Genomic DNA, 13,473 nt, shown 5'->3' with positions numbered 1-13,473 from the left:
TGCTCCCGTCCGCATTATTCTCACGCGGCGTATGAGTTGCAGCCCCAGCGCTTGTAATTCTTTACGCGTGGGCATTTGCTGACCTTGGTGATCCACAGGTCGAAAAAGCGCGGCTCTCGCAAACAGGCGAAATAGCCGATGGCATGCATGATGAAGGGGATGGGGAGGATCCACCAGCTCTTGAGGATCAGGAAGGCCTCCACCGTCACCAATGCATTGATGATGAAGTAATTGAACGTAACGCCCGCAAACATCTGCGGGCGGGTCAGCGCGCGATGTACGGGGTAACGGGTGAGTTGCATGGCGTGTCTCGCGTCAGCCCGCAGCGGTCTGGATGCCAGCCACGATCGATGCGGCACCGAAGATGATGAACACGCCGACGATCACGGTGGCGCCGAAACGCCAGTTCACGCGGCCTGTCAGCATCATGAAGCCAACTGCGGCGACGGCCATCACGGCAACCGTGGTGGCCAGCGTGCCAAGCAGCGTGCCCTGCATCCATTGCGCGGCATTGTTGATCGGATCGGAGCCTGCCGGGTCCTGCGCATAGGCAGTAGCGGGCAGTGCCACCACGGTCAGAAAAGCGGCCAGACGGGCAAAGGTGCGAGCGAAGAATTGCATTGTTATTCAGAACTCCGGGAGTGGTCAGAGAGGCGACCCATGATGGCAGCCACATAGTTTTGTGTTTCACGAATATTCGGAACGCGGCCTGAACGCGCCACGCGCGCGGGGCCAGCATTGTAGGCGGCGAGTGCAAGCTCGAGATCACCATCGAAACGATCGAGTTGCTGGCGCAGGTAACGCGCGCCGCCTTCAAGATTGGCAAAGGGATCGTCCGGATTGACGCCAAGATCGCGCGCCGTGCCGGGCATCAGCTGGGCAAGGCCGCGCGCTCCTGCCGGAGATACTGCATTCTCGCGCCAGCGGCTTTCCTGCCAGACGAGAGCCTCAAGGAGAGCGGGGCTGAGATCGTATTGCGCGGCCAGGGCGGCGATGGTGGCGGTGTAGGTTGCGGGAACGCCTGCGGCATGTTGCTGCGTATCTGCGATCGCGCTGTCCGGCACGGCGGTGGCGATCTCTACCGGCACGTCCGCCACCGGCGTGGCGGGAATGGCTGCCGGATTGACGTACTGCCCCTGCGCCGCGCCATCGACCCAGCGCGCATCGCCGTCGCCGCCGATTTCCAGCACTTGTGCCTGCGCGGAAGGCGCAGTCAGCACGGCCAGCACACTCGCGGCCATTAAGGTGGCAAAACGCAGAATCATCAAATCCCTCGGGTCCGTACCGCCAATGCTTACAACAAATGACACAGACGTGACAGTCTTCGCCGAATGTCGTTGCAGAGTGCTTGGACAGCACGATTACCAGGTAGTGTTAACGGAACCGGGAGAAAGGCGGCACAAACGCAAAAAGGGCCGGTGGCTTTTGCCTACCGACCCCCTTATTTTACGTTCCCGAAAGGCGCGCGCCGATAATTACCTATCAGCGCGAAGCGAGAGCCTGAAATTCAACGCTGGCAAGAGCGAGGCGGGCGGCATCGCGCGAATCGAGCCAGCGGCCATTGGCGAGCTCAAGCTGATACTCTTCATCGGAATCGCGGGCTGCCTGATAATAGGTCTCTGCCTGTTCGTAATTGCCCAGCTGCGCGTGGGCGCTGCCCAGATTGATCAGGATCGCAGGATCGCCCGGATTGGCCTCGAGCTCTGCTTCCAGACGCGTCACTGCCGCAGCGGCATCGCCTTCAATCAACTGCTCGAAAGCGACTTCGCGCGTTTCATACTGCTGCTCGACCATTTCCGCAGTCACAGCCTGACCTGCCATCAGGGGTGCCAAAACCAGCGTTGCAAACATCTCTCTCTCCTTGAGTTCTGGCCACTTTATGGCGCGACGAGAGATCGACTGCAACAAAACTGTCACATTGTCACAAATATGAAATATTGGAGCGGGGAATGATGTCTCGGGCCGGCTGTGTATAAATAAAACGGCGTCATTCCAGATATATAGATGCGGCGTCAGGCGATTCTCCATAGCGTCACATAACCGCAAATAAAGTGTCACCTCGCGGGCCTAGATGCCTCTCTCAACGACAAGTCCAATTTTCACTTTCGGATTTTTGAGGGGTCCATAGCCGTGACACTACTTTCCCGTTCGCTCATTCTTGGCGTATCCGCTCTTGCCCTTTCGGCTTGCGGCGCTGACGACATTGCTTCGCCCGGTACCGGCGGCAATGTGATCATCAACAACCCGCCGGCAACACCGACGCCGTCGCCGACCCCGACGTCTTCTGCCGTGACCCCAGCTGGCGGCTGCCCTACGATCGCCGATCCGCAGGGCCTGACCGATGAAGGCACGATCACCGGCCCCGAAGGCGAATGGCGCGTCTGCGCACTGCCACAGCGCATCAATGTTTCGACCACGCTGCCGCGTTTCGACGGCCTGCTCTATCGCCTTCCGGGCGAGGTCAACGTCGGAACCGATGGCGGCCCGGCTCCAGACGCATCGGACGGTCTTTCCGACACCAATGTTGAGCTGTCGATCGATCCGGGCGTCATCCTTTATGCCAGCGGTTCGGGCTTCCTGAACGTAACGCGCGGCAACACGATCAATGCCGTCGGCACCGCCGACCGGCCGATCATCTTTACCAGCCGCGACAACATCCTTGGCCAGAACAATGCCGATTCGTCGGGCCAGTGGGGCGGCGTGGTTCTCTCCGGCCGTGCTCCTGTCACCGATTGCCGCACGCCGGGCGCGACGCCGGGTACGGTCGATTGCGAACGCCAGGTTGAAGGCGCGGTGAACCCATCGCTCTTCGGCGGGGCAACTGAAGACGACAGCTCGGGCACCATGCGCTACGTCCAGATCCGTTTCTCCGGCTTCGTACTTTCGGGCGATAGCGAGCTGCAGGCGCTGACCACCGGCGGCACCGGCACCGGCACCGATCTCAGCTTCATCCAGTCGGTCAATTCGTCTGACGATGGCGTCGAATTCTTCGGCGGCTTCGTGAACATCAAGAACCTGATCGTAGCTGGCGCAGAAGACGATTCGATCGACACCGACACCGGTGTGAAGGCGAACATGCAGTTCGTGATCGCCGCACAGCGCGCCGGCATCGGTGACGGTATTATCGAAGCCGACTCGAACAACGGTCTTGAGGACCAGACCCCGCGCCAGAACACGACGATTGCCAATGCGACCTTCATCCAGCGCAGAGATAACGATCAGGCGATCCGCATTCGTGGTGGCACCGACTACGGCCTCTACAACACGCTGATCTGGGACGCTTCGGCAGCAGGCACGCCGTGTATCCGCCTCGATCTCGATGAAACGGTTCGTGCAGCCAATGCCGGTCTCGATGATGTCGGCCCGCCGCGCTTCCAGTCGGTTGCGCTCGATTGTGCCGCCAACTTCCGCGATGGCAGCGGCGGCATCACTGCAGCGCAGGCCGAAGGTATCTTCGATGCAGGTACCGGCAACAACAAGAGCTACACCAACACGCTGGTGAACGGCTATTTGAACGGCGGAAATGAAAACGGCTTCGCGACCATTTTCGATGTGACGACGCTGGGCAGCTTCTTCGTTTCGGCGAACTTCATCGGTGCGGTTTCCGATAGCGATGACTGGACGCAGGGCTGGACCTGCGACTCCTCGGCTGTGAGCTTCGGCAACAACACCGGCAATTGCACGGCCATCCCGGTCTTCAACTGATTGAGCGTGGGGGAGCGGCGCGCAGGGTAAGGCGCGCCGCTCCCCTTGTCTCATTGGCAATCGGGCCACTGCCCGATGCGGAATTTAGGATCGAAATGAGGGATTTCCCGATGATCACCACTGGCAAGAAGCTGGCGGCCCTGCTTCTCCTTTCCACCGCGCTCACCATACCGGGCGCGGCTTTTGCGCAGGATACGCAGCTCCCGCCTCAGGACGTCGACCCGACCCCGCCGGAAGACCTGAGCACGCCGCAGGATCAGGATCCGCAGGATGACGAAGATCAGGTCGAGGATCCCGATATCTCGATCCCCGGTGGATCGATCATCGTGACCGGCCGGATCAATCGCGATCCGACGCAAAGCTCCAGTCAGGTCGTCAGCGTTCTTTCGACTGAACAGATTGCGCGTACGGGTGAAGGCGATATCGCCGGCGCGCTGGGCCGTGTAACCGGCCTCTCGGTGCAGGGTCAGGGCTTTGTCTATGTGCGCGGCCTTGGTGATCGCTATTCGCTCGCGCTGCTGAACGGCCTGCCGCTGCCTTCGCCGCAGCCGCTGAGCCGTGTTGTCCCATTGGATATTTTCCCCACCAACGTGGTCGCCTCCAGCCTCGTCCAGAAGACCTATTCGGCGAACTTCCCGGGTGAATTCGGTGGCGGTGTGATCAACCTCACAACCCGCGCCGTGCCCGATGAGAGCTTTCTGACCATCGGCGGCGGGATCAGCGGGGACACCGAAACCACGCTGCATCAGGGCCTGTCCTACTACGGCTCCGACTTCGACTGGTTCGGCTTCGATGATGGCACGCGCGATGTGCCGCCTGCCTTGCAGACCTATTTCGACAGCGGCCTGCAGATGAGCGACATCCCGCTCGATGACGGTCAGAATTTTAACGATGCCCCGGTCACGCAGGCTGCCATCGCGCAGCAGCTCGGTGATCCGAACCTTATCCTGCTTCAGCGTCTGGGCGATGTGCCTGCGAACTGGTCGGCCAGCCTCACCGCAGGGACCTCCTTCGATGTGGGCGCGGACGGAATACTCGGTGTCGTCTTCACCGGTTCGATCAGCAACAAATGGCGCACCCGCGATATCGTCTCGCAGTCGGTGCTCGCCGACTTCTCGCTCGACAATGATTTCCGCGATGTGGTGACCGACAACCGCATTCTTGCCAATGCCATGCTCGGCATTGGTCTTGAAATCGGCGACCATCGCTTCCGCTTCACCAACCTCTTCATCCGCGACTCGCTCAAGGAGGCGCGCCTATCGGTGGGTGAGGATTTCCAGGATGATGACAGCATCCAGCAGCAGCAGACCGCCTGGTACGAACGCCAGCTGATCGACAGCCAGCTGGTCGCCGAACTGGAATTCGGCGATCTCTCGCTCGACCTGCGCGGTGGTTACGCTCGCACCGATCGCGAAGCGCCGTATGAATACACTTTCACCTATGTGCGCGACAATTCGTCGGGCGAATTCGGTGATCGTTTCATCAACGTGCTCGACCGCCAGACGGGCGATGCTGCAGTGGTCTTCTCGGACTTGCAGGAGGAGTTGTGGTCGGCAGGCGTGGATGTCAGCTACCCGATTTTCGACAGCTTCGCTGTGACCGTCGGCGGCGCCTATACGAATACCGCGCGCTTCTCCGAACGCCGCGAATTCCTGTTCAACGCGCCCACCAGCTTTCCCGATGGCGTCGGCGCGCTGCGTCCCGATCTTCTACTCGGCGATGCGATCATCGAATTCTTTGACATCGGTCTCATCGAATCCACCCAGTCCGATCCGGCGTTTAACGCAGGGCTCGAAATCTGGGCTGGCTACGGCAAGATCAATTGGGAGCCCGTCCTCGGCCTCAGCTTGGATGCCGGTGTCCGCTATGAAGATGCAGTGCAAAGCGTGAACCCGGCGCAAGTCTTCGACAATGCGCCCGTATCCACTGCATCCACGCTGCTCGAGAACAGCTATTGGTTGCCTGCCGCCACGGTCACGTGGGAGCCGGTCGAAGACCTGCAGATCCGCGCCAATGCCAGCCGCACGATCGCGCGCCCGCAATTCCGGGAGCTGGTTTTCCAGACCTATTACGATCCCGAAACCAACCGCCAATTCAACGGTAACCCGCTGCTCATCGACAGCGAGCTGACGAATTACGAAGTGCGCGTCGAATACTATATGGGCGGGCCTGACCGCGTATCGGTTGCCGGTTTCTACAAGGACATTGAAAACCCGATCGAGGCGTTCTCGAGCTTCTCCGACAACAATCAGATCACCAGCTTCGCGAATGCGCCGAGCGCGACGCTTTACGGTATCGAAGCGGACGTCGCCTACACAATCGACCTGCTCAACTGGGGCGGCTGGTTTGAAAGCAAGCAGATTGCACTGTTTGCCAACTACACCTGGACCCAGTCGGACATCGCCGTGGATGCCGCCGACATTACGCAGCTGTTCCCCGGCGGACCTGTCCCGGCGACGAACCTCTTCGTCGATGGCGTGCCGCTGACCGGCCAGTCCGATCACCTCGCCAATTTCCAGGCCAGTCTGGAAGATGTCGATGAGCTGCAGCAGTTCACCGTGCTGGTTAATTACGGCAGCGAGCGTGTGACCAGCCGCGGGACGGCCGGTCTGCCCGACATCGTCGAAGATCCGGGTCTCGAAGTCGATCTCGTCTACCGCCAGGGCCTCGCTCTCTTCGGCAGTGATGCCGAGCTGAAGCTCGAAGCGCGCAACATCTTCGGCCGCGGGAATGAGGAATTCCAGACCAACGGTGTCGATCGCGTCGAGATCAACACCTATGATGTGGGCACGTCATTCAGCGCATCGCTCTCGATCACTTTCTGATCTGGCAGCCGCTCCAACAAAAAGCCCGCTGTACTTGAGAAAGTGCGGCGGGCTTTTTCATTGAGGAGAGCAGGCGATCAGGGGCGATCGAAGACGTAGCCCCGGCCGTGGACCGTGCGCAGCAAATGCTCCGCGCCGACCTTGCGCAGGCCCGCGCGCAGTCGCTTGATCCAGACATCCACCGTGCGCAGGCACTCAGGATCGCCATCTTTGCCGAGCGCGTCGATCAATTGCTGGCGGGAGAAAATGCGCTCCGGATTCTCGGCGAGAAAGCGGAGCACGCGGAATTCATTGGGCCGCAGCTCGATGCGTTCGCCCTGCCAGCGTGCCAATTCGCTGCTGACGAAAATCTCCAGATCGCCGTGCACGATCTGGCGCTCCGCCGCGGCGCGGTTTGTGCAATCGTAGAGAGCGAGGACGCGGTCCAGGATGGCCTGCCGGTCGAGCGGCGCGACGGCATAGTCATCGGCGCCAGCTTTCAGTGCGCGGCGGCGGTCCTCCGCATCATCTTCATCGAGAACAAGGGTGATATGCGCATCGCTGGTGCGCTCGTCTGCACGCAGGCGGCGAACCATTTCCAGGCCCGAAAGATCGTCCATCACCCAATCGACGAACGCCCAGACGGAGCCTTCGATCAGCCGCGAGGGCCCTTCGGCCGACAGATGCGCGAAGGCGAATTCGGTTTCGCCATTGGCAAATGCCGGGAACTGCGCAGCAGCGCTATCGGTGGTGAAAATCGTGACGCGGTCCATTGCTCTCGCAATCCTGAGATACGAGAGGTGTGGTGCAGCCCTTATTTGACTGGCTTATGACAATTTGCGCGCAAAACCGCAGGGATTGCGGGTGAATTCCTGTCAGGCCGGGGAGGCCGGGCAATAGCGCGCGAGATACTCGCCATGCGATGGCATGTGCTGCACCAAGAAGCGGATGGATTTCTCGATCTCGTCGAGTTCCTTTTTGGTCTCCGCCTGATCGAGTGTCGCTGCCATCGCGTTATGGCCCTGCATGGAAATGCCCTGACCCATCATCACCGCGGCCCAGCTGGTTTCGGTGAACAGCTCATCATCTTCGCGGAAGATTTGACCGTTCAATTTGAACAGCTCCATCTTCTCGGTCAGGCTGTCGGGCACGCTCATGGTGCGGCAGTAATTCCAGAATTCGGAATCATCGCGGCTGGTGGCGTGGTAATGCAGGATGAGGAAATCGCGGATTTTCTCATATTCCTTATTGGTCAGCCGGTTGAAGGACTGCGCCTGCGTTTCATTCACGCCATCGAGCGAAAGCAAGGCGATCAGCTTGTTGATGCCGGTGTTGATGAGATGGATGGAGGTGGACTCCAGCGGCTCCATGAAGCCGGCGGCAAGGCCGATCGCCACCACATTCTTGTTCCAGAATTTCTTCCGCCGCCCCGTCACAAACCGCAGGTGGTTGGGATCTGCCGTGGGTTTGCCAGCCATATGCTTGATCAGGATATCGGTCGCCTCATCGGCTTCCATGAACGCATCGCAATAGACATGGCCGTTGCCATTGCGATGTTGCAGCGGGACCTGCCACTGCCAGCCTGCCGAATGCGCGGTGGCGCGGGTGAAAGGCGGGGCAGGGCTGGCATCATCGCGGTTGCAAGGCAGGGCTACCGCGCGGTTGCAGGGCAGCCAGTGAGTCCAGTCCTCATATCCGGTTTCCAGAGCCTGCTCGATGAGCAATCCACGAAATCCCGAACAATCGACGAAGAAATCGCCTTTGATTTCCTGCCCGCTCTCCAGCGTTACCGAAGAGACGAAGCCGCTTTCGCTGTCCAGCTGCACATCGCTGATCTTGCCTTCCTGCCGCACGACCCCGCGCTTCTCGGCATATTTGCGCAGGAAGCCGGCATAGGCGGTGGCATTGATATGATAGGCGTAATTGATCGGCGGCAGGTCGTCGCGGCGCATGTCGTCTGTGCGTGCGAATTTGCCGAAATAGGCGGCCATCGTCTCGGCATTGAAGACCTGGATCGGGCGATTGTCGCCGGTCGATTGCTGGTAATGCCAGATGTGGTGGAAGCTGAGGCCGCCAATCTCATAGCCGTAGTTGCCGAAGGGGTGGATGTAGCTGTCGCCAAGCTTGCCCCAGTTCACGAACTGGATGCCGAGCTTAAAAGAGCCCTGCACAGCGGCGAGCATTTCGGCTTCGTCAATTTCGAGCAGGCGCTGGAAATCGACGAATGGCGGGATGGTCGCTTCGCCCACGCCCACGGTGCCGATCGCTTCCGATTCGACCAGTGTGATCGCAAGCTCGCGCCCCTGTCGCAGTCGGGAAAGCGCTGCCGCCGCCATCCAGCCCGCGGTGCCGCCACCAACGATTACGATATGTTCAATAGCCATGATGCGCCCCACTCCCTCGGGCATTGCATAGTGTGGTCGGCCGCGATCTCTACCCATTACGGCGACCAACCGGAAGGGTGGGCCTTTGGCGGTGCAGCCGGATAATTGCAAAAATGTTACACCAAGCAATAGCAAATGTGAACGTTCATATTTTTGGGTTGTGAACGCTCACATCGCTGGTATGTAGAACGCTGATTCCTCGTACGAGGATCAGTTTGGTGCCGATGACAGGCGATGTGCAAAGCCTGCGTCGAAGGGGAGATTACAGTGCGCAAATCCATTATTTCACCCGCAGGACGGGTTCGTTCGCTCGCAACCGTTTCCAGCCTCGCGCTGGTCGCAGGGCTGCCGAATATCGCGCTGGCGCAGGATGCGTCCGCCGACGAAGATCCTGAAGAAGAAGTCGTCGATGAGAATACGATCATCGTCAGCGGCATCCGCGCTTCGCTCGAAAGTGCGCAGGATTTCAAGGAAGATGCCGATACGGTCGTCGACGTCATTACCGCTGAGGATATCGGCGCTCTGGCAGACCGCTCGGTTGCAGAGGCCCTGCAGCGCGTTCCGGGTGTCAACATCAGCCGTTTCGAACAGCGCGATGACCCCGACCGTTTCTCGGTTGAAGGTTCGAACGTCATCATCCGCGGCCTGCCATACGTTCTTTCGAATCTCAATGGCCGTGACATTTTCTCCGCCAATGGTGGCCGCGTGCTGTCCTTCAACGACGTGTCGCCCGAACTGCTTGGTCGCGTAGAAATCTACAAAAACGTCTCTGCCGACATGATTGAGGGCAACATTTCGGGTCTCGTAAACCTCGTGACCCGTAAGCCGCTCGACAATCCTGGCTTCAACTTTGCCGGTACGATTGAGGCGAACTATGGCGACATGGCTGAAGAGTGGTCGCCCGGTTTCTCCGGCCTGATCTCGAACACGTTCGACAGCGCCATTGGTACCTTCGGCCTGCAGTTCGGCTACGCCCAGCAGGAGCTGGTGACGCGCACGGACGCTTCGCAGCTGACTGACCCTTGCTACCGCGCCGATACGCTGGACTCCGGCTGTCTCCGCGTCGTGAACGTGGGTTCGGGCGGATACTTTGGCGATCCGAACTTTGATGCCGATAACTTCCCGCCCGCGGGCACGGTCATCGCGCCCAAGGGTGCTGGTGTCCGTACTACCGGCCTGACGCGTGACCGTTACGCCTATTCCGCAGTCGGTCAGTTCGAAAGCAATGACGGCCGTTTCCTCGTCACTTTCGAATATCTGCGTGCCGAAACCGAAGCGACCATCAATGAATTCGCTGCACTCGGCCTCGTGAACGACGATGGTCTGTTTCCTGTGCAGGCCGATGGTTCGACCTGGACCTTCGACGAGAATGGTGTCTTCCAGACCGGCGTTCTGACGCAGTTGCAGCCGTTTAACGGCAATGCTGCCGGCGGTATCCCGACCGAGCTTCTGCGCTTCCAGCGTGAAGACGAAGCTTTCACGGAAGACTACTCGATCGATGTTGCGATCGAGGCAACCGATCGTCTGCGCTTCAATTTCGAAGGTCAGATCCTGAGCTCGGGTCGTACCGAAGATGGCTTCATCTCGGCCATGCAGACCTATACCGATATCGCCATCGACAACACCGGCGGAACGCCTCAGGTCCAGTTCCTGGAGCCGGGTACCGGTCAGTCGAACACATCGTACTTCAACGATCCGGCGCGTACCTTCTACTGGTTCCTGCTGGACAACCAGGTCGACAACGAAGGCGATCTTTACAGCCTGCGCGGCGATGTCGAGTATGACATCTCCACCGACGGCTTCCTGCGTACCGCTCGCTTTGGTGCACGATGGGCCAATCGCGATCGCGTGACGCGCAGCGCCAACTTCTCCAACTGGGGTAACCTAGGTGCGCCGTGGACCGGTCGCGGCGGCAATTGGAACTGCCAGGACTTCCAGGCCTTCGGCTGTGGCGGTGCTTACGTGTTCGATTTCCCGGAATCGGCAAGTGTTCGCAATCCGTTTGGTGACGACTTCCAGCGCGGCAATGCGCCGACCCCTCTGGGCGATGGCTCTGCCTTCTTCTTCGGCGGTGACAATCTGGTCGAAGATTACCTGAGCGGTGACATTACCCGCCAGGCCCGTGAAATCACCGACTTCACCCTGACGCCAAACGCCTGGTTCCCGATCAGCGCGCGCGGCGGTACGGTCGACGGTACGGTCTTCCTGCCGGGTGAAATTTCCGACGTCAGCGAAGAGACGCTCGCCCTTTACGGTCGTCTCGACTTCGGCACCTATTTCGCCAATGGCTGGGAGCTGTCGGGCAACGTGGGCGTGCGTTACGTCGAAACCACTGTCGAGAGCGAAGGGGAAATCAACTTCCCGTTCGGCAACTTCTTCGACACCGATTTCGATGGCACCGTTACCGGCGATGAAATCCGCGCTGCTTGCGGCAACATCCAGCAGGGCCAGCAGGCTCCGGGATATTGCGCATTGAGCGCTGCGCGTCAGGACGAATTCGCAGCCGCTTTCACCGGTGAAGTCATCGATGACAGCGACGATATCGAATTCGACAACTGGCTGCCGAGCTTCAATATGAAGCTGGACTTTGACAATGGCATGCTCGTGCGCTTCGCTGGCTCGCGTGGCATCTCGCGGCCCGATCTGTCGGACTTCCGTACCGGTGGCGCGATCTTCGACAACACCCGCTCGCTCGAGCTTGCAGGGCCAGACGCTCTTGCCAATGGACCGCTGTTTGCGATCTTCACCGGCAACCGCCTGCTGCGGCCGATTGAATCGTGGAACCTCGATCTCAGCTTCGAATATTACTTCGACGATGTTGGTTCGTTGTCGGTTGCCCTGTTCCACAAGGAATTCGACAATCTGTTCGGCTTTGGTCCGACGGTTCGCGATTTCACCAGCCCGTCTGGTGTGACTGCAGCTGTTGAAGTCAACGGTCCGGTCAACTTCGGGTCTGCCCAGTTGCAAGGTGTCGAAGTTGCCTATCAGGACGTCTGGGAATTCCTGCCTGGTCCGCTTCAGTATCTCGGTGGTCAGTTCACCTACACTTACATTGACTCGCAGGACTTCTCGTCCTCGGGCGATGTGTTCGGTGACCTGCCGCAGCCAGGTGTCTCGGAGCACACGGTCAACGCGACGATCTTCTACGAAGTCGATGGGTTCTCGGCCCGTGCGGCCTACAACTGGCGCTCGGACTTCCTGCAGACCCCGCGTGACGTGATCTTCCCGTTCTCGCCGATTTACGGTGAGAGCACCGGGCAGCTCGACGCGTCGATCTTCTATGAGCTCACCGACAACATCAAAATCGGTGTGCAGGGTGTAAACCTGCTCGACGAAGTCACGCAGACCAGCTCGGTGGTGGACTTTGACGGTACCCGCGTAATCCGCTCGGCGTACCGCAACGACCGTCGCTATACTTTCCTCGTCCGGTTCAACTTCTAAAGCCGGAGCTCCTTCGGGACGAGTAAGGACAGATGGGCTCCGGCGCGGTAAGTGCGCCGGGGCCCATTCTTTTTCTGGAGTTGCGCATGTAAAATGCGCTATCCGGATGGTGGATGGGATGATGAGAATTCTGCAGAACCACATCGGCAGTGCCGCGCTGGCAGCTGCCTGTATGACGCTCGCCGGCTGTGGCGGCGGCAGCGCATCTGGTGCTCCGACAAGTCTGTCCACGCCGATGCCAACGCCGAGCACTGGCGCGACGCCGACCGGCGAGTGGCAGCTTGTGTGGTCGGACGAATTTAATGCGCCATCGCTCGATACATCGCGCTGGAACCTCATCGAGGATTGCTGGGGTGGCGGGAATAACGAGCAGCAATGCTATACGGCCCGGCCGGAAAACGTCTCGGTGCAGAACGGCATGCTTGTCCTGCGCGCGCATGAAGAAAGCTGGACGGGTGCCGCATGGCCGCCGCACATGGCGTCATCCCAGCCTGATCCCAACGCGCAGAACACCAAGCCATTCACTTCGGGCAAGGTCACCACGCAAGGCAATGCCAGCTGGCGCTACGGCCGTATCGAGTTGCGTGCCCGCCTGCCGCAGGGTCAGGGGACCTGGCCCGCATTCTGGATGATGCCGGAAGGCGATGTTTATGGCGGATGGCCGCTCTCGGGCGAGATCGATATCATGGAAGCGGTCAATCTCGGCGTCGAATGCGCCGATTGCGAAGCGGGCGGCGAGAATTCAGTGCTTGGCACGCTCCATTTCGGTGATCGTCCGCCGGGCAATGTCTATCTCAATCGCGAGCGGTCCTTTCCCGGCGTCCTCGACGGTGAATTTCATACTTATGGCGTGATCTGGGAAGAGGGGCGCTTCACCTGGACGATCGACGGTGAACCCTTTGGCACGATAGAAGCGAGCGAGTGGTGGACTGCCGCCAGCAGCGACGCCAATGCGCCTTTCGATCAGGAGTTTCACCTGATCATCAATCTTGCCATTGGCGGCAATTGGCCGGAAAATACCAATTTACGCGGCGTATCGACAGACGGCTTCCCCAAGCAGGTTGAAGTCGATTGGGTTCGCGTGTGGCAATGTGATGCAGATCCCGCGACCGGTCGCGGCTGCATGGAGGGCAATTAAG

The 13,473-nt window shown here is 59.8% G+C and carries 10 protein-coding genes; 4 read left to right on the top strand and 6 right to left on the bottom strand.

The window, feature by feature from the left end:
* Window positions 1-20 precede the first annotated feature (20 nt).
* The 4 genes from O2N64_RS02460 to O2N64_RS02445 form a co-directional block, all read right to left on the bottom strand.
* Window positions 21-302 carry a type IV secretion system protein VirB3 gene (locus O2N64_RS02460; RefSeq protein ID WP_271078707.1) on the bottom strand — a complete coding sequence of 94 codons (282 nt, stop codon included), beginning with the start codon at window positions 300-302 and terminating at the stop codon, window positions 21-23.
* Window positions 303-315: 13 nt separating this feature from the next.
* The gene (locus O2N64_RS02455) at window positions 316-621 is read right to left on the bottom strand and encodes a TrbC/VirB2 family protein (RefSeq protein ID WP_271078706.1); all 306 of its coding nucleotides are present in this window, start codon (window positions 619-621) and stop codon (window positions 316-318) included.
* A gap of 2 nt (window positions 622-623) precedes the next feature.
* Window positions 624-1,241 (bottom strand): lytic transglycosylase domain-containing protein, encoded by a 618-nt coding sequence (locus O2N64_RS02450; RefSeq protein ID WP_271078705.1) that lies wholly within the window; start codon window positions 1,239-1,241, stop codon window positions 624-626.
* Window positions 1,242-1,482: 241 nt separating this feature from the next.
* A complete protein-coding gene (locus O2N64_RS02445; protein ID WP_271078704.1) occupies window positions 1,483-1,821 on the bottom strand; it encodes a tetratricopeptide repeat protein in 339 nt (112 codons plus the stop codon).
* Between the two features lie 309 nt (window positions 1,822-2,130).
* Here O2N64_RS02445 and O2N64_RS02440 point away from each other — a divergent pair, with 309 nt between their 5' ends.
* Window positions 2,131-3,705, top strand: a complete 1,575-nt coding sequence (locus O2N64_RS02440) for a hypothetical protein (RefSeq protein ID WP_271078703.1) — start codon at window positions 2,131-2,133, stop codon at window positions 3,703-3,705.
* A 95-nt stretch (window positions 3,706-3,800) separates the two neighbouring features.
* Window positions 3,801-6,530, top strand: a complete 2,730-nt coding sequence (locus O2N64_RS02435; RefSeq protein ID WP_271078702.1) for a TonB-dependent receptor domain-containing protein — start codon at window positions 3,801-3,803, stop codon at window positions 6,528-6,530.
* 77 nt (window positions 6,531-6,607) lie between these two features.
* Here the strand turns inward: O2N64_RS02435 and O2N64_RS02430 are convergent, their stop codons facing one another.
* Both O2N64_RS02430 and O2N64_RS02425 read right to left on the bottom strand, forming a co-directional pair.
* Window positions 6,608-7,282: a response regulator transcription factor gene (locus tag O2N64_RS02430; RefSeq protein ID WP_271078701.1), complete on the bottom strand. Its 675-nt coding sequence runs from the start codon at window positions 7,280-7,282 to the stop codon at window positions 6,608-6,610.
* Between the two features lie 102 nt (window positions 7,283-7,384).
* Window positions 7,385-8,893 (bottom strand): tryptophan halogenase family protein, encoded by a 1,509-nt coding sequence (locus O2N64_RS02425; RefSeq protein WP_271078700.1) that lies wholly within the window; start codon window positions 8,891-8,893, stop codon window positions 7,385-7,387.
* 267 nt (window positions 8,894-9,160) lie between these two features.
* On the opposite strand from O2N64_RS02425, the gene O2N64_RS02420 reads away from it, so the two are divergent.
* Together O2N64_RS02420 and O2N64_RS02415 are read left to right on the top strand one after the other, a co-directional pair.
* Window positions 9,161-12,334 carry a TonB-dependent receptor gene (locus O2N64_RS02420; protein WP_271078699.1) on the top strand — a complete coding sequence of 1,058 codons (3,174 nt, stop codon included), beginning with the start codon at window positions 9,161-9,163 and terminating at the stop codon, window positions 12,332-12,334.
* 118 nt (window positions 12,335-12,452) lie between these two features.
* Window positions 12,453-13,472, top strand: coding sequence for a glycoside hydrolase family 16 protein (locus O2N64_RS02415; RefSeq protein ID WP_271078698.1), 1,020 nt, complete (start codon window positions 12,453-12,455; stop codon window positions 13,470-13,472).
* Window position 13,473: the final 1 nt, after the last annotated feature.

The organism is Aurantiacibacter sp. MUD61, from assembly GCF_027912455.1.
Lineage (GTDB): Bacteria > Pseudomonadota > Alphaproteobacteria > Sphingomonadales > Sphingomonadaceae > Alteraurantiacibacter.
Note: the sequence above shows the minus strand (reverse complement) of the source record. Positions and strands in the feature narration are given on the sequence as shown.